This window comes from Streptococcus castoreus DSM 17536 (assembly GCF_000425025.1).
GTDB classification, from domain to species: Bacteria; Bacillota; Bacilli; order Lactobacillales; family Streptococcaceae; genus Streptococcus; species Streptococcus castoreus.
Window position 1 is genome coordinate 1 of the sequence record NZ_AUKZ01000009.1, and the last position, 24,755, is coordinate 24,755.

The 24,755-nt window shown below is 37.5% G+C and carries 20 protein-coding genes and 1 pseudogene; all 21 read right to left on the reverse strand.

Annotated features, from left to right (window positions below):
• On the reverse strand, nucleotides 1-1,161 hold a 1,161-nt coding region (locus H346_RS0103935), incomplete at its 3' end, for a Cna B-type domain-containing protein (RefSeq protein WP_027969940.1).
• An 871-nt stretch (nucleotides 1,162-2,032) separates the two neighbouring features.
• A complete protein-coding gene (locus H346_RS0103940) occupies nucleotides 2,033-2,788 on the reverse strand; it encodes a ChbG/HpnK family deacetylase (RefSeq protein ID WP_027969941.1) in 756 nt (251 codons plus the stop codon).
• Between the two features lie 25 nt (nucleotides 2,789-2,813).
• A complete protein-coding gene (locus tag H346_RS09640) occupies nucleotides 2,814-4,715 on the reverse strand; it encodes a glucose PTS transporter subunit IIA (protein ID WP_156888841.1) in 1,902 nt (633 codons plus the stop codon).
• Entirely contained in the window at nucleotides 4,687-5,535 is an 849-nt protein-coding gene (locus H346_RS0103950) for a PRD domain-containing protein (protein ID WP_027969942.1), read from the reverse strand. Before H346_RS0103950 ends, H346_RS09640 begins: the two co-directional genes overlap by 29 nt.
• 449 nt (nucleotides 5,536-5,984) lie before the next feature.
• Complete coding sequence (gene gdhA / locus H346_RS0103955) at nucleotides 5,985-7,334, reverse strand: NADP-specific glutamate dehydrogenase (protein WP_027969943.1); 1,350 nt, start codon at nucleotides 7,332-7,334, stop codon at nucleotides 5,985-5,987.
• Between the two features lie 228 nt (nucleotides 7,335-7,562).
• Nucleotides 7,563-9,434 (reverse strand): ABC-F family ATP-binding cassette domain-containing protein, encoded by a 1,872-nt coding sequence (locus H346_RS0103960; RefSeq protein ID WP_027969944.1) that lies wholly within the window; start codon nucleotides 9,432-9,434, stop codon nucleotides 7,563-7,565.
• Complete coding sequence (locus H346_RS0103965; RefSeq protein ID WP_027969945.1) at nucleotides 9,431-10,639, reverse strand: CCA tRNA nucleotidyltransferase; 1,209 nt, start codon at nucleotides 10,637-10,639, stop codon at nucleotides 9,431-9,433. The genes H346_RS0103960 and H346_RS0103965 overlap by 4 nt, the downstream gene beginning before the upstream one ends.
• Nucleotides 10,640-10,774: 135 nt before the next feature.
• Nucleotides 10,775-11,623 (reverse strand): DegV family protein, encoded by an 849-nt coding sequence (locus tag H346_RS0103970; protein ID WP_027969946.1) that lies wholly within the window; start codon nucleotides 11,621-11,623, stop codon nucleotides 10,775-10,777.
• Entirely contained in the window at nucleotides 11,623-12,003 is a 381-nt protein-coding gene (locus H346_RS0103975; RefSeq protein WP_027969947.1) for a DUF1149 family protein, read from the reverse strand. Before H346_RS0103975 ends, H346_RS0103970 begins: the two co-directional genes overlap by 1 nt.
• A 71-nt stretch (nucleotides 12,004-12,074) precedes the next feature.
• Nucleotides 12,075-12,592: pseudogene (locus H346_RS09645) on the reverse strand (hypothetical protein).
• Nucleotides 12,593-12,643: 51 nt separating this feature from the next.
• Nucleotides 12,644-13,351, reverse strand: a complete 708-nt coding sequence (locus H346_RS0103985; protein ID WP_027969948.1) for a glycoside hydrolase family 73 protein — start codon at nucleotides 13,349-13,351, stop codon at nucleotides 12,644-12,646.
• Nucleotides 13,352-13,507: 156 nt separating this feature from the next.
• On the reverse strand, nucleotides 13,508-14,107 hold the full coding sequence (locus H346_RS0103990) for a glucosaminidase domain-containing protein (protein WP_027969949.1): 600 nt from the start codon (nucleotides 14,105-14,107) through the stop codon (nucleotides 13,508-13,510).
• A 101-nt stretch (nucleotides 14,108-14,208) separates the two neighbouring features.
• Nucleotides 14,209-16,155 (reverse strand): PTS fructose transporter subunit IIABC, encoded by a 1,947-nt coding sequence (locus H346_RS0103995; RefSeq protein ID WP_027969950.1) that lies wholly within the window; start codon nucleotides 16,153-16,155, stop codon nucleotides 14,209-14,211.
• The gene (pfkB, locus tag H346_RS0104000) at nucleotides 16,152-17,063 is read right to left on the reverse strand and encodes a 1-phosphofructokinase (RefSeq protein ID WP_027969951.1); all 912 of its coding nucleotides are present in this window, start codon (nucleotides 17,061-17,063) and stop codon (nucleotides 16,152-16,154) included. The genes H346_RS0103995 and pfkB overlap by 4 nt, the downstream gene beginning before the upstream one ends.
• The gene (locus tag H346_RS0104005) at nucleotides 17,060-17,773 is read right to left on the reverse strand and encodes a DeoR/GlpR family DNA-binding transcription regulator (RefSeq protein WP_027969952.1); all 714 of its coding nucleotides are present in this window, start codon (nucleotides 17,771-17,773) and stop codon (nucleotides 17,060-17,062) included. The genes pfkB and H346_RS0104005 overlap by 4 nt, the downstream gene beginning before the upstream one ends.
• 254 nt (nucleotides 17,774-18,027) lie before the next feature.
• Nucleotides 18,028-18,951 (reverse strand): 2-dehydropantoate 2-reductase, encoded by a 924-nt coding sequence (locus H346_RS0104010; RefSeq protein ID WP_027969953.1) that lies wholly within the window; start codon nucleotides 18,949-18,951, stop codon nucleotides 18,028-18,030.
• 12 nt (nucleotides 18,952-18,963) lie between these two features.
• Nucleotides 18,964-20,022, reverse strand: a complete 1,059-nt coding sequence (locus H346_RS0104015) for a PTS sugar transporter subunit IIC (RefSeq protein ID WP_027969954.1) — start codon at nucleotides 20,020-20,022, stop codon at nucleotides 18,964-18,966.
• A gap of 292 nt (nucleotides 20,023-20,314) precedes the next feature.
• Nucleotides 20,315-21,307, reverse strand: a complete 993-nt coding sequence (locus H346_RS0104020; protein ID WP_027969955.1) for an NAD(P)/FAD-dependent oxidoreductase — start codon at nucleotides 21,305-21,307, stop codon at nucleotides 20,315-20,317.
• Entirely contained in the window at nucleotides 21,307-22,038 is a 732-nt protein-coding gene (gene trmD, locus H346_RS0104025; protein WP_027969956.1) for a tRNA (guanosine(37)-N1)-methyltransferase TrmD, read from the reverse strand. The genes H346_RS0104020 and trmD overlap by 1 nt, the downstream gene beginning before the upstream one ends.
• Entirely contained in the window at nucleotides 22,028-22,546 is a 519-nt protein-coding gene (gene rimM / locus H346_RS0104030) for a ribosome maturation factor RimM (RefSeq protein ID WP_027969957.1), read from the reverse strand. Before rimM ends, trmD begins: the two co-directional genes overlap by 11 nt.
• Nucleotides 22,547-23,494: 948 nt before the next feature.
• Complete coding sequence (locus tag H346_RS0104035) at nucleotides 23,495-24,754, reverse strand: UDP-N-acetylglucosamine 1-carboxyvinyltransferase (protein WP_027969958.1); 1,260 nt, start codon at nucleotides 24,752-24,754, stop codon at nucleotides 23,495-23,497.
• Nucleotide 24,755: the final 1 nt, after the last annotated feature.

Here is a 24,755-nt window from a genome sequence, read left to right on the forward strand (position 1 = left end):
AATTTCATGACCATCTTTTTCATCATATTTTGGTAGGTCTTTAAAAGTGTGTTTCCAATCGGTGGCGGCTGTCAAGGTGACCGTTGCTTTTTCAATGCCATCTGCAAGTAGTTTGACTTCTACCTTATCGGCTGCCTTTCCTACCCACTGTTTGACGATTGGAATAGAAATCTTATCCGTATGTATATTCGTATTTGTATTCGTAACTACAAAGCCTTGATCAGCATTCCCCGTTATTTTGGATTCATATCCATCAATAGCGTCCTCTGTTATATAATACCTACTTTTACTCGATAATCCCGATTCATTAAAATAGAATTTTTCTAATCCTTCAAAAACATATTTCCAGTTATTATTTTCATTTAATTCTATCGTTTTTACTTTTTCGCTTTTCGTTACTTTATTCAATGTATCGGTTTCATCATTGTATTCTTCAACTTCATACTCCCTATACAAGTGAATTGTTGCCGAGTCTCCTCTTTTTCCTATCCATTTTTTCTCTACTGGAATATCAATGATAGACTTATTTACAATTGCAAAATAATCACCTCTATATTCTATTTCTGATTTATACCCCTTAACCTCATCTTCCTTACATGTATATTCAATATGATGCCCATCTGTTTTATCATAAATAGGCATATCTTTGAAAAAGTGTTCCCATCCATCGGCTTCAGTTATCGTTGCTGAAGCTATTTCTTTGCCATCAGCCAATAATCGAACAGTAATACTTTCTGGCGTTGGCTGTTTCAATTTAAAAATATCGTCTTTATCTTCTTGCTTTCCTGAAATAGAGGGCAAAGAGAATTTGCTCCTCGGTATCAGTGAAGGTGGTTCTTGGTTCCAAAATTTTCTTACGTTTATATCCCTTGTAGTTATATTAGTATTAGTAATTACAAACCCATTTTCAGCATTTCCCGTAATCTTGCTTTCATAAGCATTTCTTCCCCAATCGGATAATTCTTCTTTAACACTATAATTAATTATTTTGTTATTATTATCATACTTAGGCAGGCGTTCGAAAGTATGTTTCCAATGATTGGCTTCACTTAATTCCTTAGATTCTTTTTCTTCCCCATTCGCAAACAGTTTTACCTTTACAGAATCCAACGGATATCCAATCCATTTTTTCTCTACAGATATTGATCTTTCTTTTTGCACCACCTCTTGTGCAAATACAGATTGACTTTAGAATATTAATCCCAAAAACATCACAAAAACCAAGAAAAATGAAGTCAGATTTTGTCTGTTTCCTCTCTTTTTCATTTTCTTTTTATACTCCTTCCTTCGTTTGTTGTTTCAACTTTTGGAAACAAACTTATGCTTTAAGTGTCAATAATGTTAGACTTTAATTAACAACGAATTATTAATGAATAACACAATATTACTCATCACTAATTCATTGATATACAAACAAAAATCTACCGTACATATTATACTAGATAATAGGAAGAAAAAACTGGCATTATTGACAACTTTTTCTCAAATATAACCATTTTCGCACAACAATTTTGAAAAAATTCTGTGACTTTTATAAAATAACTTAGCGCCTTTTCTTAAATTTATTTCTTCACTTTTAACTATATGTTAAGATTCTTTATTTTATCTCGTATTTTTTCGATTCTCTTGCCCTCTCTATCTGTTTTGGATGACTGTTTTTTTCTAACTTGTGTAATTAAAAATTGCAACGTTAAATCTAACTAGATCCTCCGATCAGATAAAATTCATCACTTCGTGCTTTAATATCTCTGCTGAACTCATCTTGATAGAAAATGCCAAATAGATTTAGAAATAATATAAAAATGCATGTGCTCTGAAAGAAATGACACGCATTTTTTTAATATTTGACATTTGCTTTTCATTCATTTACTTGACATCGTTGCAACTGGTTGCCTAATTCTTCTTGAAGTCATAATAAGAATAGACTATCGCTAAAGCGTATCATACATCACCTTTAAACCACGAAGTTATTTTGTCGTGAAAACAAATGGCTTTTATTATATTTGTACAGCTAACGAATCCTCGTGTTTTATTATAAATCCCTATAATCAATCAGTTCAACCTTTTTCTTATCCAAAAAGGTTTTGATTTTTGAACCAGTTAACATTGCCACTTCTTGGGGACGAATCATTGTCATGCTAGAGGTTTGGAGTAATTCCCAATCTAAGTATCCTGGATGAAAGACAAAAAGTTCTACGATGTCTTCTGACATTTGCTCAACTACTGTCTTAACCATATCAAATGGGTCATAGTCTGGAAGCATAGATGCCATTGTCATCCGCACTCGTGATGTTCCAATTGTCAATGATTGGTTAAAATTCTTTGGTAAACCAGAGTATTTCAAGTCATATTTACGTGCTATTGTTTCCAAAGCATTGAAAAAATTCTGTGATGCAACAGCATGACCTTCAAAATAATCAGGCTTTCGCCCAAAGAGTTCAGTAAACTTCAAGTATTGGGCTTCCACCTCAAGGATCACTTCCTCATATACCACAAATTCCTCTTTTGAAGATCGATAAGTCGTTGAAGATTTAAAGAAACCATCTTCAGTAACAAGGCTCGGAATTAAAGCAGGATCTGTTAATGGTCGTCCATTGCAAATATTGACATGAACGCTAAAAGCAATATCATAATCCTTGACCAAGGTCACTCCGTGCTGAGTAGCGGGCATATTGACCATGACCCCCTGACTCCTTATAAGACCTTGACTAACCGCCTTATGAATACCGTAGTTGACTCCTTCTGAGTAACCCAAATCATCACCACGAAAAATAACTTTTTTGGACATGATGGCTCCTTTGCTCTATTTTTATCTAATTGACAGTAGCTAAGAGGAACTCACCTGCTTGGACAGTGTCCGCATGAGTGACCTCGACATCTATAAACGCATTACTATTAGTAACAATAATTGGTGTGACCAGTGAGAGATTGGCTTGACGGATGATTTCCGAATCAAAGCTAATTAATACCTGACCTTTAGAAACCCTATCTCCTGCCTGAACATGCGTTGTAAAACCTTTACCATTCAATGATACGGTATCCATGCCAATATGAATAAGAAGCTCTGTTCCGTTTGAGCTTGTTAAACCAATTGCATGACCTGTTGGAAAGACTAAAGTTACTTCAGCATCTACTGGTGCAATTACTTGATGATCTACCGGTTGAATCGCCATCCCTTTCCCCATTGCACCTGTTGCAAAGACTTGGTCTGGAACATCTTTGAGAGGGATGACATCCCCAGTTAGTGGGCTAACAATTTCTTCAGAAACACTTGACTTTCTTTGAACGGACTCCTTTTCAATGTTTTGAGCAACGATGAGATCATCTTTGGTAAAACCAAAGAAATAGGTCAAAACAGCTGTCCCGAAAAAGGCAATGGCTGTGGCGACAAGACCATTAATGATATTACTCGAACCCCCCGCAAAATAGCCGACTACACTAAGGAAATTTGAGGCACCAGCGACATAAAGACCGACCTTAGTCAATCCCGCATAGGTTCCAGCAATAAAACCTCCTAACGACAGAATTGCGATGGTTCGTTTATATTTGAGCATCACTCCATAAATTGTAGGTTCTGTTACCCCACCAATAAGACCACTAATCACATAACCAAAAGTTAAGGCTTTTTCTTCCTTATCCTTGATACGCAAGGCGGCACCAAGTGCCAAACCAAAGGTCGCCCAAGTTGCCAAAATAGCAGCTACCATAACAAAATGATCCACACCATTAGTCATCAAACCAGTTAGGGCAAAAGTAATCAAAACCATATGCATCCCAGTCATCACCAACAATTCCCAAAGTGCAGCTACCACAGCCACTGCTAAGAAACCTCCAATACCACCAAAGGAAATAAGCCCTGTACCAATCCATTGTCCAAAGATATTTCCAATAGGTGCAAGTCCCATCAAAATAATTGGTGTCATGACCACCATAGTCAAAAATGGCACAAAAATGGTTGAGAGAACTGCAGGAATAATCCTTTTGAAGAATTTCTCTACATAGCCCATAACCCAGATACTAAGAACAGCTGGTAATACCGTTTGTGCGTAATTATGTAAAACTGCTGGAATAAAACCGTAAATTGTTATTGGTTTTTCAGCCAAAGTGACCAAATCAGGTACGACTAAAAGTGCACCGATATAAAGCCCCATGACTTGATTAACTCCCAATTTTTTAGCTGCTGTAAAACCGAGAAATATTGGTAAAAAATAGAAAAAAGCATTATAGAGAGCACCTGTCAGAATAAAAAAATCACTTTTATCACTGATAAGGTTAAGGAGCGACGGACCAAAAACCACCTGTAAGGTTTTAAACATAGCAGCTGTAATCATCGCAGGAATCATAGGTGTCATGCTTCCTGAAAGGTAATCCAAAGTCTTAGTTAAGACTGTTTTAATAGTCAATTTTTCCTTAGCTTGGTTTACTTCTGACGCATCCACTTGGTTAAAGCCAGTTAAATTGCCTAACTCTACAAAAACCTTATCCACCGTCTGCCCGATGATAATCTGGTATTGCTCGCCTGAGTGATTGACCCCAATAACTCCCTTGATACGCTTAACAGCATCGTCGTTTACCAAACTTTGGTCTTTTAGGTTAAAACGCAGGCGTGTCATACAGTGGGTCATGTTTGAAATATTGGCTACACCACCAATTTCTTGTAAGATGTTTTTTGCGATTAGTTGAAAATTATCTTGCATCATTTTTTCTTCTTTCATTTTTATCATACAGACGGTTGATGTGGATCATGAGATATAACAGTTCATCTCCCGTCATTTTCAAGCAATAAGATTGATTAATTACTTGACCAATCTTATAAGCAACTGTATAGATTTCATTTTTTTCATGTTTAAGACTCTCTAAAATACTGCTATTATCATCCATAAATTGTTCTCCCCCACGCATGTGCATGATATAGTAACGAATATGGTTTTTAAAGCGATTATAGTTGAACTCATCACGATTTATCTGGATATGAAGTGACTGCTCAATAATCTGAGTTACTTGCTCAATGGTATCCTCCAACCGCAACTCTTCTTGAGATTGTTTGAACTCTGTTTGACTGGTCACAAAATGCATTGCTAAAGTTGTAATCTCACTTTTAGGCAAAACAACACCTAACTGTTCCTTTAGCATCTCACGTGCTTGTTCACCCAAACGTGTTTCAAGAGGATAGAGTTTCTCAACTTCATGGGAAAACAGTAATTTCATCTCTTGATAATTATTAAGCCGCTGAATAGCAAAGTGAATATGGTCGGCTAGGCTAAAGACTAATGTCGGGTTCAGTCGTCCTTGAAGTTCTTTCTGGGCCATCGTAACAATCATAACACTGACTGTCACAATTATTTCAGGCAACTCAGTCAACAATTGTTCAAAATGCCTTTCCAATTTGTAAAATGTCATATCAATCATTGTCAAATCCGTTAAGATATACGGCATCTTTGGAAAGCCAATTCCCTTTCCAAAAGCAATTAAGCTTCGACCATTGCCGTCAATACATTCTGCAACATTATTGTTAATTTTCTTAACAACTTCCATGATAACTTCCTTCCAAACTCATTTATTTAACATAAAAAAACTCTTCAAAGACATACCACACCCCTTACTTTTGGATATTTGGTAATGCCTCCCGAAGAGTTACAATCCGTTTATTAAATTATTAATCAGTTTAACAAAAAATGGTAACGCTGTCAATAGAGACTTGATCATTTTCCACGACAGGCACATGAAAAATTTCAAATAATGAGTTAAGTTCCCTACTCCAGATAACACCAAACAAGGAAAATTCACTTCACAACTCACTATAAGCATCTATCGCTAGTAGCTAGAAAAAATATTCTTTTACTAACAGAATAATTCATTTATATTATGTTGTAGGCAGAATCGGTAAGGTGTTTCTAAAAGATCATTGCGGTTCATTAAGACGACCGACACAAACAAAAATTTGAAAACCTTTCACTTGCAGAAAAAAGAAATAGAGAAAGTGGTTAGACAATGCCTTGATCTGACATGGCTTGAGCAACTTTAAGGAAGCCTGCAATATTGGCACCAAAAACAAGATTACCTTCTTGACCAAATTCTTTTGCAGCACTGGCTGATTTTTCATAAATACCTGCCATAATCTCATAAAGTTTGCGATCAACTTCCTCAAACGACCAAGACAAACGACTACTATTTTGCGCCATTTCAAGGGCAGATACTGCAACTCCACCTGCGTTCGCTGCTTTTGCCGGTCCAAATAAAACATCTGCTTTCTGGAAATAATCAATTGCTTTTAGGGTCGATGGCATGTTGGCTCCTTCAATTACAGCCAAAACACCGTTAGCAACCAAAGTTTTAGCAGCTTCTTCGTCCAGTTCGTTTTGAGTGGCACACGGAAAGGCTAGATCAGCCTTAATCGACCAAATGTGATCTTGATCAGCTGTTTTAAAAATAGCTGTCGGACGATCTTTGAGATAGGCTCTAATCCGACCACGTTCAACCTCTTTAATACGTTTTAAGAGTTCTAGATCAATCCCATTATCATCATAAACATAACCTGATGAATCAGAAACAGCTAACACTCTAGCCCCTAACGCTTGTAACTTTTCAACAGCGTAAATAGCAACATTACCAGAGCCAGATACAATAGCTGTTTTACCTACCAGGTTCTCTCCCCTTGCCGCTAGCATTTGTTGTGCAAAATAAACAACACCGTAACCAGTCGCTTCCTTACGGGCTAACGAACCACCATAAGTTAAGCCCTTACCAGTTAGAACACTATTTTCAAAGCCACGTAGGCGCTTATATTGACCAAATAAATATCCAATTTCACGTCCCCCAACTCCAATATCACCAGCAGGGACATCAAGATCAGGACCGATATGTTTTTGCAACTCTGTCATAAAACTTTGAGTAAAGCGCATCACTTCCCTATCAGATTTACCTTTAGGATCAAAATTGGCGCCTCCTTTTCCACCACCAATAGGTTGACCCGTTAAGGAATTTTTAAAGATCTGTTCAAATCCCAAAAATTTTACGATTGATTGATTCACCGACGAATGAAATCGTAATCCACCTTTATAAGGACCTAGGGCAGATGAAAATTGAACACGGTAACCACGATTGACCCAAACCTTACCCTGATCATCAACCCAAGGAACACGAAAACTCACAATGCGTTCTGGCTCCACCAAACGCTCTAAAAGATTCTCCTCAATGTACTGGGGATATTTCTCAAAAACGGGTACTAAAGAAGCAAACACCTCTTCAACTGCTTGAAGAAATTCTATTTCGTGTTGATTCTCTTTTTTTACTGTCTCAAAAACAGTTGCAACATATTCTTTTGCAGTTATCATATAAATATCCTCCCTTATCTATTGATTTAAGTATAATCAATATTATAAATTTTCAGAATATTCCTGTCAAGTTCTGCGCTTGCAGAGCTAAAAGTGTTCTCAAAATGATCAGTAAAAAACAGTCTCCTCAATATGGGGAGACTGTCAAACATGCCACTATTATTTTAACCAAATTATGATAGCCTTTTTATTGCCAGTCTCGCATGAAAAACGATCGTAACATACAATTTATACCTCTAATCCACTGAGATAATCAAAACGGTCATAGGCTTCTAATAAGTCAAGATTCCATTGTTCTAGCTCTCGTTGCAACTGAGCCAGTTGACCATAGTCACTAGCAACTTCTGACATCTTATTTTCTATTTCTTCTATTTTCGTTTCGATGTCAGTAATTTTATCTTCAATCCCTGACCACTCTTGCTTTTCAAGATAAGACATCCTCTTCTTTGCCACCTTTTGAGAACGTTTATTTTCTTGAACCACAGTCGGTTTAGTCATCTCTACCTTTTCTTTTTCAAAAGTTTTTTCATCAAGGTAATCGCTATAATTGCCATAAAAAACAGCAATGTTCCCTTCTTCAAAAGCTAAGATTTTAGTAGCTACCTTATCCAAGAAATAACGGTCGTGACTGACAGTGATAACAGGACCAGAAAAGTTCGCCAGAAAATTTTCTAAAACCGTCAAGGTTGCAATATCTAAATCATTAGTCGGTTCATCAAGAAGTAAAACATTTGGTTTTTCAATAAGGAGTTTCAGTAGATAAAGACGCTTTTTCTCTCCACCTGATAACTTTGAAATCAAGGTACCGTGACTAGATCTCGGAAAGAGGAATTGTTCCAATAATTCACTGATACTGGTTGACCCTACATTCGTCTTGACTTCATCAGCTACTTCTTGAAGGTAGCTAATAACACGTTTATTACCGTCCATATCTTTAATTTGCTGCGAGAAATAAGCCACTCGGATGGTTTCACCAATATCAAGTTTACCAGATGTTGGTTTAAGATCACCATTAATTAAACTCAAAAGGGTTGTTTTTCCAACCCCATTATCACCAACAATACCAATACGATCCTTGCTTTGAATAATCAAATTAAACCGATGAATTAACTGTCGATCTCCATAAGCAAAAGAAAGCTCTTCAAAATGAATAACCTTTTTCCCTATCCGGCTTATCTCAAAAGACATTTCCAGTTGATCTGTCGACTTGTTTTGATGAACCTCTTTTTTAAGATCTGTAAAACGATTAATTCTTGCTTGTTGCTTGGTGGCACGCGCCTGTGGCTGAGTCCTCATCCAAGTTAATTCTTGCTTATATAATTGCTTTTTCTTATGCAAACTGGTAGCATCACGGTCATCTTGCTCTGCCTTTAGCCTCACATAGTCCTGGTAATTTCCCTGATATTCTGTCAGCCCAGCCTTATCCAATTCAAAAATACGAGTGGCTACATGATCCAAGAAATAACGGTCATGGGTGATAAAGAGGACTGTTTTTTTAGAATGCTTCAAATAATGAGTTAGCCAAGCAATGGTATCAATATCTAAGTGGTTAGTTGGCTCATCTAATAGTAACAAATCAGCCGATCCCAAAAGGACTTGTGCCAACTGAACACGTCTTTTCATCCCTCCAGATAAATGACCTACCTTTTGATTAAGGTTTTGAATACCAAGTTTAGATAAAACCGTTTTGACATCACTTTCTATTGACCAAACATCTAATCTATCCATTTCAGACATCAACATTTCTAACTTCTCTTGATTATTTTCAGAATAGTTAGTCGTTAACCATTCGTATTGACGAATCAGCTGTATCTCTTTCAAGTCTGAAGACAAAACGGTATCTAAAACCGAATCGGTGTCATTAAATTCAGGGTCTTGCGTCAGATAAGAAATCTTGTAATCGCTGGCTTTTGAAAAGGGGGAAACATCCCCATCAAAACCAAGTTTTCCTGACAAAACATCTAAGAGGGTTGTTTTTCCTGCTCCGTTTACCCCAATAATTCCAATCCGATCTAGCTCATGAATGATAAAGGAAATATCCTGAAAGACCGTTTTGTCTCCAACCGATTTTGTGAGTTTTTCCACCAAAAAATGGCTCATTTTGCTAATTCCTCTCTAACAAAAGTGTTAATCATAACTGGATCATTGTCTAATCGACCTTCTACAATGGCTGATTCAATTTTTGCAAGCATATGACCGAGTTGAGGTCCCGGTGTCATACCAAAGGTTTGAATCAAGTGAGACCCATTGATGGCAATATCATGTTTATCATGAATGGCTAAGGCTTGATTGAGTTGCCCAATACGTGTCATATCAACCTCAAATCCCTGTGCTTGACGAAGTTCTTCAACTAGCACTGCCAATTTCTCGCCATATCGGTAAATATCTGATTTTTGAAAGGGTCTTTCTTGTCGAATGGCATAGAGGGTCACCAAATTTGTAACACAATGTTGAAAATCATTTGATGTTTTCCAAGCCTTTAAGAACTGTTTAGGATTACCAACCTCAAGATTAATCATAAGGCAAGCCCAAGCTTGATGATTATCCGTAAAAGTAAACGCATTAGATAAAGAGCCTGTCATTTGCTTCAAAGCCACCTCTTGATTTTTCAAACCAGGTAAATATTGATAGGCTTGACAAGCAATCATAGCAGAAATTCCCTTACGCCAATGAGGAGCTGTTAATAATTTATCAAACTCAATAAAAGACCGCTCCACAGAAATTTTTTCTAATAAAAACGAATGACTTTTCATGGCATCAAAAGTTGCTTCTTCAATCTCAAAATCTAAACTAGCCGCAAAGCGAAAACCTCTCATAATGCGTAGAGCATCTTCTTCAAAACGTTCTTGAGCGCTACCGACAGCTCGTAATCGTTTTTGCTCTAAATCTTTTAAACCTGTAAATTTATCAATGACTTGACCATTGTCATCTAAGGCTAAGGCATTGACTGTAAAATCTCTTCGTTTTAAGTCTTCTTCCAAAGAGCGCACAAATGAAACCTGACTCGGACGACGGTAATCCACATAAACATCTTCTGTCCTAAAGGTTGTAATTTCATAGTCATCACCGTTTTCTAAGACGAGAACTGTCCCATGTTCGATGCCAACATCAACCGTTCTGGAAAAAATGGTCTTAGTCTCCTCTGGATATGAGCTAGTCGCAATATCAACATCATGGATAGGGCGTTCTAACAAAGCATCCCTAACACTACCTCCAACAAAGTAGGCTTCATAACCAGCTTCTTTAATTTTTTTCAGTATTGGTAAAGCCTTCTGAAATTCAGAAGGCATCGTCATTAATTTCATATTTTCTAACCTACCATCCAACAGGTTTGACAAGCCTATTTGTCAAAATTACTAAATCATCAACAACTGCTACTATCAACTGATGTCTTAATCATCGTTTCAGAATTAGAGAGTTTGCTTTGCCCAAATCAAATACTAGACGTGAGGGGTAACACCAAAAGCGACTGCCCCTTCTCCAAGATGTGTTGCAATAACAGCACCAAAATGCGCCTCTTCAATAGCACATTGACAGCCACTATCAAGCAACAGTTGTCTTAAATAATCAGCTTTATCTTGTGCTCTTGAATGAATGATTGAAACCTCGTAGTCACCCTCTTCGGTTAAATCCTTTAAAATATCAACCAAGCGTCTCATGGCTTTCTTTTCCGTTCTCACTTTTTCATAAACCACAATTTTTCCTTCATCATTAAAATAAAGAATTGGCTTAATACTCAACAAGTTTCCAAGTAAGGCAGAACCATTTGATAAACGCCCCCCTTTAACCAAATGATTAAGATCATCAACCATGATAAAAGCTGTTGTGTCATCAATTTGCTTTTGCAATCTGTCTAAAATAGCTTGAAAAGTCATCTCTTGACTGGCCCAATCCAATACATTTTTCACCATACTGCCAAGCGGTGCGGACGTTATTTTACTATCTGGAAAAGCAATTGTCAATTCAGGATGTTCTTCAATCAAAAACTGAATATTTTGCCAAAATCCTGAGATACCACTTGCTAAAAACAGACCGATAACATGAGTATATCCTTTGGAAGGTAAAAGTTCTAAAAGGTTATCCAATTCAGATAGACTTGGCTGACTCGTCTTAGGAAGATCCTGTGATACTGCCATCTTTTGATAAAAATCATCAATAGTCAGGTTATGCCCTTCAAAATAAGTTTCACCATCAATAATAATCGGAATATCAAGACTAAAAATCGCATCATGATTTTTCAGGCTTGCCGGTAGTGCTACTGTACTATCTGTAATGACTGCTAATTTCATTAATTTTTAAACTCCAAATTTATACCAGGACGATCCAAGGCAATTTCTGTAACTTCATAAGTCAAGCGCTTAACAATATCCAATAAAGGAGCGGCTAAAGATTCGACTTCTTCCTGATTAAATTCACTCGGTTTATCAACCAAACGGTCCAAAATACGAACCATCTGTGAAATCACACCACTAATCACAAACTCTTCTTTCACGATCACAAATTGTAAAACGGAAACAATAGCAGTTTCTTTTTGCACTTTATCTTTATTGATTAATTGAAAAGTCACTTCAAAATTCGTTTCAGGTATTCCATTTTCTTTTTCCCATTCGAGATTTCTAGCATCATAGTGGTATTGGTTGACAAATTCTTTTTCACGAACTAATTTCATGTGTTCTTTCTCCTCGGTGGTAATATGACTCATTATAGCATAGATTTGAAGATTATTAAAGTAGGCTTAAACTAGTATTTTTTAGGGTGACGATTAATAATATCGGTATTAGCAGACAAAACTCTCTCGCCTTTTTCCAGTAAACGGTAACCCCTCACTTCAAATAACCGGTCTAATTCCTCTTCGTTGAAATGCCTTAACACAACCTGATCCAATTCTTGACGTTTCAATTTTGATAGCCCTTTAATACCTTTTTGTTTTAAAAACTGGTTTAAGCTGCTTGCCGGTAAATGACAAAGTGACTCTCTTGCAGAGTTTTTTGAACATAGCCTTGTGCTATTAACCAATCCAGTTCAGTTTGAGCATCAATGCCATAGTTGGTATAAAAATATTTGTGATGACTAGTAGCTGTTGTATAGGTGCCAAAATGAATACGCCACAACATAACCAAATGACCTGGTAACAAGCCTTCTATTGTTCTCACCATATGCCGTTTGGGAATTGGCTTTCGTCTCAATTCTTCTTGATATTTTAAGGAAATGAAAGGCATTTCAGCATGATTTTTGTAAATTTCTTCAATGGTTTTCATGACTTTCATTATACCAAAAAAATCACCCTTTTGGATGATTTTCTGCTCATATTAATTGTAGATGCGTCGCGCCCAAGCCTCATCAACCGCTAGTGTTTCAGCGTCCGTATAATTTTTACGGTAGTGATTCCAAACATAAGTTGAAGTTGCCACACCTCCACCTTGAGTATTGGTATTAACCACATCATAAGCTGTTAGACCGTAAGCTTCAATAATGCTATTTAATTTCACGTTATAACGGGTATCCGTAGCATACAAGCCTGTCAAGGCTGCTGTAGCATCTTGGTAAGATAAGGTATTTGATTTTCTTGCACCTGCATAAATGTCAGAACCCAATAAATCGGCATAATCATAAAGGGACTCTGAAATGCTTGAATAGGCTCTAAATGGCTGATTAATCGTGTAAGTATTACCGGCACCATCATCTTCCCATGTTGACATGGTCACAGAAGCACCTTTATAAGCACCTTTTATGCCAAAGAAATTATAATATGGCGCTTGGCTTAAACCAGACTGACCATTACCTGACTCCAAAATAGCCTGAGCAATCATGACAGAGGCATAGAGGTCACGTTCTTGGGCAATGACACTTGCTGTCGAACCAATTTTATTAATAAAAGCTTGCGTTGAAGAAACAGATACTGTTTCTGCCGATACTTTTGAAGTGCTACGCGGTTGTCTCATTGAGCTATAAGCCCCTAAACAAGCCGCTAAAACAAAAAGACCAATCAGTAGAAACTTACCTTTCTTTTTCATCATTATACTATTTATATCCCTTTTCTATTCGTTTTCTGATACTTATTATAGCATAAGAATTTTTTAATAGAGTTATCCACAGATAATTTAATCAGATTGATAAGTTTTGTCTTTAAATCGAAATATTTCTTCTGATTTTTGAGAAAATCTGTGAATAACTTATTTCATAGGACTATCAAAATTAGTCAACTGATAACGCTCTATTATGTCATTCAACTTAATATTATAAGCTGTATCAGTCGCATAAGTTCCTGTTAAAGTCGCTGTCGCCTTCTGATAATGAGACCTGAAAGATTTCTTTGTGTTTTGGTAAAGAGGATCACTTAAAACCCTAGCATAATCTTCAAAACTCGCCGTCAAACTACCATACGAACGAAAAGCGGCATCAATTTGATAAAGATTACCCTGTCCATCGTCTTCCAAAGTTGGAAAAATAGCTGACCGTCCTTTATAACTCCCCTTAATGCCGAAAAAATTATAATAAGGTTTTTGACTCAGTTGTGACTTGCCATTATTGGATTCTAAAATGGCCTGAGCCATCATCACAGAACTATATAACTTTTTCTTTTGAGCGACTGCTCGTGCAGAGTGACTAATCTGGCGGACAAAGACCATGGTTTGATCCCCCGCATAAGGTTCTAGGCGCTTCTTAGTGGATATGAGTGTCCATACACTAATCATCAGATTAAGTAATACTAAACCTACAACAAACCCATCAAATTGTTTCGGATGACTTCTTCTCCTTCTTTTGGTTTTCAAAACATTTTCCTCATTCCTGTCGTTTATCTCCAGTATATCAAAAAACTAGAATCTTAGCAGATTCTAGTAAATTTCGATTTGTTTAGAATAATCTTGTAAATTTAAGCTTTTTTGCGGAGAGCACCAAAGAGAATCCCTGAAACAAGTGCACCTACTGCCACAAAGACAAGGTATAAAATTGGATTACTTGTTAAAGCAATAACGAAGATACCGCCATGAGGCGCCATTAATTTAATACCAGCTAACCCAACAAGAGCACCGGTCAAGGCAGAACCTGCAATAAAGCTTGGGATGGCACGTGCTGGATCAGCAGCTCCAAACGGAATAGCCCCTTCTGTGATAAAAGAAAGTCCCATAACAATATTTGTTAACCCTGATTCACGTTCTTCTTTAGTAAATTTCTCTTTAAACAATAAGGTTGCGACAAAGACTGCAAGTGGGGGTACCATACCACCTGCCATTACAGCCGCCATTACCACTGAACCACCGTTTGCCACAGTAGCTGCTAAAGTACCTGTACCAAAAACATAGGCTGCCTTATTTACAGGACCACCCATATCAACAGCCATCATACCACCGACAAGAAGTCCCATGAGAATTGCAGAACTACCAGAAAGACCTTGTAAGAAGTTATTAAGTGCTGTGTTGATAGCTGCCATTGGAATATTGATAAAGAGCATCAAGAAGCCGGTCACAAGCACCCCCAGTAATGGATAGAGGAGAATGGATTTAACCCCTTCTAAAGAACGTGGTAAACCTGCCAACAATTTACGCAAAGCAAGAATGACACCACCTGCAAGGAAACCACCAACAAGGGCTCCTAAGAAACCTGATGGCACACCTGCTAAGGTCAAGCTCGCTTCTCCTCCCGCTGCAAATGGCACCTTGCCAAAAGCAAGACCATTTGAAGCAATTGCACCTGCCACAAAACCAGCAACCAAACCTGGTTTTTCAGCAATAGAATATGCAATGTAACCTGCTAATACTGGCAACATAAATGAGAAGGCTGCGCCCCCGATTTTCATGAAAATAGCGGCTATTTCATGATAAGAACCTAGACTAGCAAGTTGATCTTTTGGCACACCAAGCATATTATCTAGCAAGAAAGCAAGGGCAATCATAATCCCACCACCGATAACAAATGGCAACATTTGAGAGACACCGCCCATCAAGTGTTTGTAGAAAGCACCACCTAGGCTTGTTTTCTCAGTTGATACTGCTTTTTCAGTCCTACCATTTTTAGCGTGATAAGTGTTTCCTTCATTATTCAAAATCAAAGAAATTAATTCCTGACTCTTTTTAATCCCATCTGCGACGGGACGAGTAATCAATTGTTTGCCATCAAAACGGTCCATTTCAACCGCTTTATCTGCTGCAACAATGACACCTTTGGCTTTCTTAATATCCTCAGCTGTTAAACGGTTAGCAACACCTGATGCTCCATTGGTTTCAACTTTAATGGCAACTCCCATTTCAGCAGCTTGTTTTTTCAAAGCTTCTTCTGCCATATAAGTGTGGGCAATACCAGTCGGACAAGCTGTAACAGCAACGATAAAGTCCTGACTAGTTGCTGGAGCAATCACTTCTTCTTTGGTTTTTGAAGCTTCATCAAACACAGCAAGTACCTCATCTGGAGTGTTTGCTGCACGAAGTTTGTCTGCAAAACCATCTTTCAAGAGGTATTGTGACAATTCTGCTAGCGCAGCCAAGTGTGTATCATTAGCACCTTGAGGAGCAGCAATCATAAAGAAGAGATCAGTTGGTTGACCATCCAATGACTTATAGTCTACCCCTTTATTTGATTTTGCAAACAAGACTGCTGGCTTATCCACCACAATGTTTTTTGAATGTGGCATAGCAATCCCGTCACCAAGACCTGTAGAGGTTTGTTCTTCACGTGTCATGATACTCTTTTTAAAGATATCAAAATCATGGACAATATCTTTTTCAACTAATTTAGTAATCATCTCGTCAATGGCAACTTCTTTGGAAATCGCCTGTAAATCGAGAATCATAATATCTTTTTTCAATAAATCTTGAATTTTCATCGTTTTTCTACCTCAACTTTATCATATGTTTCCTTAATAAATGTAATCGTTGCTAAGTCATCTGAGAAGGCTGTCGCCGTACCACAAGCCACACCCAATTTCAAAGCCTCAACGGGATCTTTACTTCTTACAAATTCACCTGTGAACCCAGCAACCATTGAATCGCCAGCACCAACAGAATTTTTGACTTGCCCACTAATCGGTTTTGCAAAATAACTTGCTGCTCCCGTTACGAGTAGGGCACCATCACCAGCCATTGAAATAATTACATTTTGGGCACCCATGTCTAAAAGTCTACGTGCATAGGTTTCAACATCGTCAAAACCATTTAGGGTAACACCAAAAATAGCTTCTAATTCATGATTATTAGGCTTTACCAATAAAGGATTGAAAGCAAGGGCATCCAGTAACGTTTGACCTTCAAAATCACAAACCACTTGGGCTCCACTTTGTCTCACTAAAGGAATTAATTCCTTATAAACAGCATTGCCAAGATTTGTTGGTGCAGAACCCGCAAAAACAACCGTGTCTTCTGCTGTAAATTGAGACAATCTGGATTTCAATACCTCTAATTGCTCCAAACTAATGGTTGGTCCCTGACCATTCAACTCCGTCTCTTCCTGCGACTTGATTTTAACATTGATCCGAGTATCTTGATCAACTTCTACAAAAGCAGTTTTAATGCCCTCAGCTATCAAGCTTTCTTCAATAAAACGCCCTGTAAATCCCCCTAGAAATCCTGTCGCTGTACTATCAATACCTAAACGTTGCAAGACTCGACTAACGTTAATGCCTTTTCCCCCAGCAAACTTATCGTCACTCACCATGCGATTCACTGACCCAAGATTTATCTGGTCAAGCCTGACAATAAAATCAATGGAAGGATTTAAGGTCACTGTATAAATCATAGTTCAATCACCTTTGCCTTTTCCTTTATTTTTTTGAGAATACTTGTCGTTCCCCTCTCTGTGATAATAGTAACGTCATCAATAGGAGCCACTTTGACAAACGACACCTGACCAATTTTAGTGCCATCTACTAAAATATAGGATTGTTTAGCGTTTGCCATGACAGCCTTTTTGATCACCGCTTCTTCCATATCAGGAGTGGTTAAATAAGCCTCATCAACACCATTCATTCCAAGAAAGACCTTATCAAAATTCATCTGCCTAATTTGTTCTAAAGCCATATTACCAATGCTAGCATCTGTCGTTTGCTTCACATAACCACCAATAATAATGGTTTTAATAGACAGTTCAACTAAGCGCGTTGCATGATGAATAGAATTAGTCACAACCGTTAGATTTTTAGCCTTTAAAAGGGGCAATAAAAATTCAGTGGTTGTGCCAGCATCAATAAAAATCACATCATTATCATAGATAAGAGTTGATGCCTTTTGCGCAATTACCTTTTTAACTTGACTGTTTTTGACAGACTTTTCTTGATTAGATAATTCCTCCTGCAAAGAATGAAAGAGTTCTGCACCACCATAGACACGGTGCAAGCGCCCTTCTTGTTCCAATTCTCCCAAGTCTCTACGGACAGTTGATTCAGACGAATCTAGTAGCTGCATCAAATCTTCTAAAGCAACATAGTTATCTTCAGTAATTTTTGCCATAATTAGCTGTTTTCGTTTTGATTTTAAAATAAGATCACCTCTATCTGAAATCGTTTACAGACATTATTATACTCTTTTTTCTTTCAAAGTCAAGCGGAACCTTTCAAAACCCTTCAAAACTTGCCATTTTCTAATAGCTTGTCAAGCTAAAGGCGAATTTTTAAAAGGACCAGCAAGATCAACCTTTTTTTGTTTAAAAAGCAAAAAGCCTATTATATAAGAACTTAAGCTTAATATAATAGACTTTTGACTTCTTACTTAATATTTAAAACGGCTTCCTTTGCATGAACTAATTCTGTAATCATACGGCAATAGGGTGTGTTGATCCCAAGTTTTTCACCCTTAGTATTGACTGCGCCATTGATAAAATCAATTTCAGTCAAACGGTGATTTTGAACAAGGTCTTGGTGCATTGATGGATAATGGTGGGCTGCTTTCACAGAAGTATCCATCACATATGTAGTAATTTCTTCTTCGTTTAATTCAACTCCCTCAGCCTGACCAACAGTCACAAATTCATGGATAATTTCCTTAACCATTTTTAAACCATCTTCGCTAGCAAACAATTCACCAATGGTACAATCTAAAAGGGCACAAGTTGAATTCATGGTTCCGTTAACACAAGCTTTTCGCCAAATATTTGGAACAACATTGTCATCATAAGTGGCATTCAAGTTAGCTTCATTTAATAAGTCAGCCACTTGATGCCCTGCTTCTTGATTAGTTGGATCCATACTTTGCAAGTTAAGGGCACCAACACCTTGTAAATGAGCACGACCAGGACCTTCCAAACCAGCTGTCCAAACCGTTACACCCATCAAAATATTGTGCTCTGGGATATAGTGACGAATCACATCTTCATGACCAAGCCCATTTAAAAGGCAAAGGACTTTTGTTTCTTTTCCAATAATTCCTTTAATATCTTGAAGCATTTGTGGCAACTGCATCGCTTTTGTAAATAAGATAATCAAGTCAGCTTCTTGAGTTGCTTCAGCAGGTTTCATGATAGGAAGTTTAACCGTTTCCTCCACATCACCAGTCACAATCAAACCATTTCCCTTGATGGCACTAATATGATCTTCCCAATTATCTAACAAAATGACATCATTGTTTGTCTTTGAAATTTGGTAACCAAAACGGCAACCCATAGCACCCGATCCAGCAATATAAACTAACATGTTTTTCTCCTTTTAACCTTCAAATACGAAAATGTCTTCTTTGTACAGTTTCAGTATATCTTTAGAAATTTTATGTGCTGCAAAAGCCACTGAAAATGGCACAAGCAACCAAGCAAGAACGATAACGATAATAGAGCTACCACCTGCCAAAGAAGCAATTGGACCTACCGCACCTACTAATCCAAATCCAGATGACGCTGGTGTCCCAACAAGGTTGAATAGAGGAACGGTCAATGAACTAATTGCAGCTGTAACCACCATTGGAATTGCCATAATTGGATGTTTCAAGAAATTCGGCATCATCATTTTCATCGCACCAAGAGCAATGGCGATTGGAACACCTGATTTATTAACTTTAAGGGTTGCCCAAACCAAAACGGCAGCCGTTGAGGCAATTCCCATTGAAGCTGCCCCTGCTGCCATACCATTCAGACCAATTGCCAAGCCAATAGCAACTGTTGAAATAGGACTAACAATAATGAGAGAAAAGGCAATAGAAATTAAAATAGACATCAAAATAGGTTGAAGGGTTGTAAATGAGTTAATCCCTTGACCAATCAAGGTCGTTACGTAAGATACATAAGGAAGCAATTTCCAACCAACATAGCCGACACCAGTTCCGATAATAATTGGTAACAAGATAATAGTTAGAGAACCAAATTTATTGCCAAAGTATTTCACAGCTAAAACAGCAAGACTGGCAGTAATCATCATATTAATTAAATCACCAATACCTCTTAATTGGAATATCCCTGTGGCAACCCCTTTTTGAACCACCTCAGTATAAACCCAGGCACCTGACCCAATATAAGCTGCCCCACCAACAGCTAGTTGTTGCATTGGGTTAAATTTAAATTGCTGACCAATCAAGAAACCTGCCATAATCGGCGTGAAGAATTGGAATACTTGGACAATATGTAAAAATTCTGCCGCCATTGCATTTGGCAGAAGTGGTTTTAAAAAAGTTGCTAAAATAGCATTAGGAATCAATGCTACGACGATTGCAGTCGCCGTACCAGCTAAAACCTTATTCATAAAAGAGCTAAATGTCTCTTTAGCCGTTGTTGTCATAATAGACCCCTTTTCATTGTAATGTTTTATCCTGTGAAAACTATCACATTTTTCACAATGACTATATTCTACCACAAAGACTAGGACTTGTCACGACAACCTAAAAACGACACCAGCATACAGTATGAAGAAAATACAGACAGCTTTTTTGAACGACAAGTTTTTCAAAAAATAATTATAATCTCTAAAATTAAAACCATTTCGTCAATGAAAGATAATGTAAGAGAAAATCTATCGACAAAATAACCATTCTCACTTTGTTCAAATAAATCATTCTCCACTTTTTAGGTTCTTAATCGATGAGAGAAGTCGAATGCAAAACACGGTTATCTCTTTCTGGATAAATGTACTGAATGGCTTGATTAACAGCTATCGGTGCTTCACCAAATCCAGTCGCAATCAAATCAAGTTTTCCCTCATAGGCAGCTGAATCTCCAATAGCAAATATGCCCTCTTGACTGGTCTGAAAAAGAGAATTAACAATGAGGCTTGAACGCTTATAATCTAAATTCCAATTTTTCAAATTTTTATTTGAAGTTGAAAAACCGAAACTAACAATTAAACTGTCCAAATCAAGTTCCATTACTTCCTCTTCTTTGACCTTTTGGATAACTAATTTTTCGGCTAAATTGCCAACACCCTTCACTTCAATTGGTATATAAGGTGTTAAAACCGTAACATTTGATTTTTCCAAAAGTTCGACACTATGCTCATGTGCCCTAAAAGCATCTCGACGGTGAACAATTGTCACGCTTTTAGCAATCGTTTCTAAAGCCAAAGCCCAATCCACCGCCGAATCCCCACCACCACAAATCACAACTTTTTGACCTACAAACTGATCTAACTGATGAACGTTGTAAAAGAGATTATGATCTGCAAAGGTTTCTTCGCCTTCTAATCCTAAAGTTCGTGGCGCAAAAGCACCATTACCACAAGCAATAATAATCGCTTTTGAAAAATGCTCTGCCTTATTTGTTAAAATCCTAAAACTGTTATCAACTTTTTCAAAAGATAAAACCTCTTCTTTTAAGCAAATCCTTGTACGATCTTTAAAACGACTAAGTTGTTTGATCAAATTTTCTGTTAATTCTGCACCAGTTAGTGACGGATAAGCTGGAAGATCATAAATCATTTTTTCGGGGTAGAGAATGGCAGGCTGACCTCCAAGCTCCGACAAACTTTCAATGATTTTAACCGTCATGCCACGAAGTCCAGCATAAAATGCTGCAAATAATCCCACTGGTCCCCCACCAATAATGGTAATATCATATCCTCTTTTTTCCACTACGTTTCTCCTTGAGTTAGTTCTTCCCTTATCTTATCAAATAGCTTACGCTCTTCATCCGAAAAGTCATAATGTTCTAGCAAGTCTGGTCGTCTCAAATAGGTTTTTCTGAGACTCTCTTCCATACGCCATAGGCGAATACGTTCATGATGACCACTCATCAAAACATCAGGCACCTTCATTCCTCGATACTCATAGGGTCTCGTGTATTGAGGATATTCTAAAAGACCTGATGAAAAAGAGTCGTCCTGATGACTACTTTCTTTTCCAATCACATTTGGAATTAACCTAACGGTCGCATCTACCATAGTCATAGCTGCTAATTCTCCACCTGTTAAGACAAAATCTCCCAACGAAATTTCATCTGTCACAAGTGTTTTGATTCGTTCATCGTACCCTTCGTAGTGACCACAAATAAAAATTAACTCTTCCTCAAGAGCTAATTCCTCCGCATAGGACTGAGTAAATGGTTTACCAGCTGGGTCCAAAAGAATAATTCTTGGATGCTTGGCTTGAATGTGGTCAATGGTATCAAAAATTGGCTGTACCCTCAACAGCATCCCCTGACCACCACCATAAGGCTCATCATCCACATGCCGAGCTTTTTCAGCATAATCTCGAAAATTATGGTATTGAATCGTTAGCAGACCTTTTTCTTTTGCTTTTCCAACAATCGAATGTTCCAAAGGCGCAAACATTTCAGGAAACAAGGTCAAAATGTCAATCTTCATCATCTAAACCTTCCATCAATTCAACCAGCACACGCTTATTGGAAACGTCTACCTCAAGAACCACAGACGGAATATAGGGCAGGAGTAAATCCCGTTTTTCGTTACGCTTAACAACCCAAACATCATTAGCCCCTGGCTGTAAAATTTCTTTGATATGACCAATCAAATGATCCTTTTCATAAACAGCCATGCCAATAATTTGATGATAATAAAATTCGCCTTCTTGCAAATCGCCTTGATTATCTTTAGAAACTTTTAATCTGTAGCCCTTATATTTTTCAACAGTATTAATGTGGTTCATATCTTTGAATTTGATAATCTCAAAATTCTTTTGTTTCCGGTGACTAACAATAACGACGTCTTTTACAAATCGCTCTTTCTCATCAAATAAAGCCAATTGAGACCCCTTTTTAAACCGCTCCTCAGCAAAATCACTGACAGATAAAACACGCATTTCACCTTGTAAGCCTTGGGTATTCACAATTTTCCCAACGTTAAAATATTCCATGATTACTCCTAATTATAAACCTTTATCTCTTGGTACAATAGTGACTTCGTTTAATTTTTAAATTAAGCTCAAAACCAAGAAACCACCCCTCTTAAATTCAAATCACCTATTATTCTAACATGTTATGGTCTATTTTGCACCCAATACTCGTCTTTTATCACGCCGTACGCACGAAGAAATTCTCTTATCAAAAAAATAATGAAAACGGCAAAAGGCTATCGCATGTTTAAATTGTCATTCAATTATGAATATATAAAATTGCCAAAATAGTTTTCTTCCTAAAATGTTAACTAGAAAACGATGCTTTCTGAAAAGTCAAAGGGTTTTTCTGCATTTCAGAACATAATTTCTCCTTTTCAGAAAAATCATGATTGTTTTTTCTACATGCGTTTGTCGTGGTCTTTTATGGTTTAACTAGTTCAGGTTTTTACGATAGAAAAGATCTGTTCAATGAAATCTACAGAGACTATAATAGTCAACTAAGGGACGTTACAACGAAACGTCTTTTTAGCAAACAAGAACAAGGAGGAGCTTCAGTATCATAAAAGATTTATAAGTTAACGCTACTTCTAAGGATTTTAACAATAACCAGTTCATTTTTGACAATTTGAACTTTGTCTTTGACGACCTTGAAGCCAACATAACTCTGTTCCTTACAGTCAGATCAAAGATTTCAATAAACGAATCTGTCTTAAAAAATTCAGTAAGATATTACCATTTCTCATTCTGGTAAAAGAAATTTATAATACTTCTCATACCCTTATGAAAATTTAAGAGTGAATCCCTGTGATTACATCCATCACAGAATAGAGATAAACGCATTACTCAATTCAAAGACTATGACCATACGAAATTTCAAAAGGCATGACTCCTACGGAATACAGGGAATCATACCTTTTAACCAACACTCTTTTTTTATTGTCCATTTTAATTAGGGCTTCTTAAATCTTAAGCTTCACTTATTTGAATATCTGCCCCTAGAGCTGTTAGCTTAGCAATGATACTGGCATAGCCACGTAAAATGAACTCAACATTGCTAATCTCAGTTTTTCCTTCTGCCATTAAACCTGCAATAACAAGGGCAGCCCCTGCACGCAAGTCAGTCGCCTTAACTTGTGCACCTGTTAATTGACTCGGCCCGCGATAAACAATCTTGCCACTAACTACTGAGATTTCCGCTCCCATACGAGCTAATTCTGGCACATGATTGATACGTTTTTCGTAAATGGTATCAATAATACTACCACGCCCTTGTGCCCTTAACAATAATGGTGTTAAAGGTTGTTGTAAATCCGTTGCAAATCCTGGATAAGGTGATGTTTTAATGGTAACTGCCTTGAGTGCTTCTTGTTTTTCCACAAAAATAGCGTCTTCTTCCACAGTCATGCGGACACCCATTTCTTCTAATTTAGCAATAAAACTTTCTAAATGCTCGTAAAGAACATTGGTTACCTTAATCCCGTTTCCAATGGCTGCCGCTAAAGCGATATAGGTTCCTGCTTCAATACGATCTGGAATAACTTGGTGCCTTGTTCCATGCAATGTTTCAACGCCTTCAATGGTAACCATGTCTGTACCAGCACCACGAATATGGGCTCCCATATTATTTAAAAGAGTTGCCACATCAATGATTTCAGGTTCACGCGCAGCATTTTCAATAACCGTTCGACCATTTGCTTTAGCCGCTGCAATCATGGTATTGATGGTCGCACCAACACTAACGGTATCCATATAAATATGGGCTCCATGGAGCTTTTGACCATTAGTTGACAAGTTCATGTTCTGCCCTTCGTAAGAGACCTTAGCTCCCATAGCTTCAAAAGCTTTTAAATGAAGGTCAATTGGTCTTGGTCCTAAATCACAACCGCCCGGCAAGCCAACAACAGCCTGACCAAAGCGCCCCAAAAGGCTCCCATAAAAATAATAGGAAGCTCTCAAACTATTGATTTTCCCATAAGGCATCGGAATGTCTTGCACTCCTCTTGGATCAATTTCCAAAGTATCCTCATGGTAGTTCACTTTAGCTCCCATCAGTTCTATAATCTCAATCAAACTATCCACATCACTAATAGCAGGAACACCATCTAAGATAACAATATCATCTGCCAAGATAATTGCTGGGATAAGGGCAACAACACTATTTTTTGCTCCTGAGACTGCCACTTCCCCGGATAAGGCTTTTCCGCCATTAATAATAATTTTATGCATA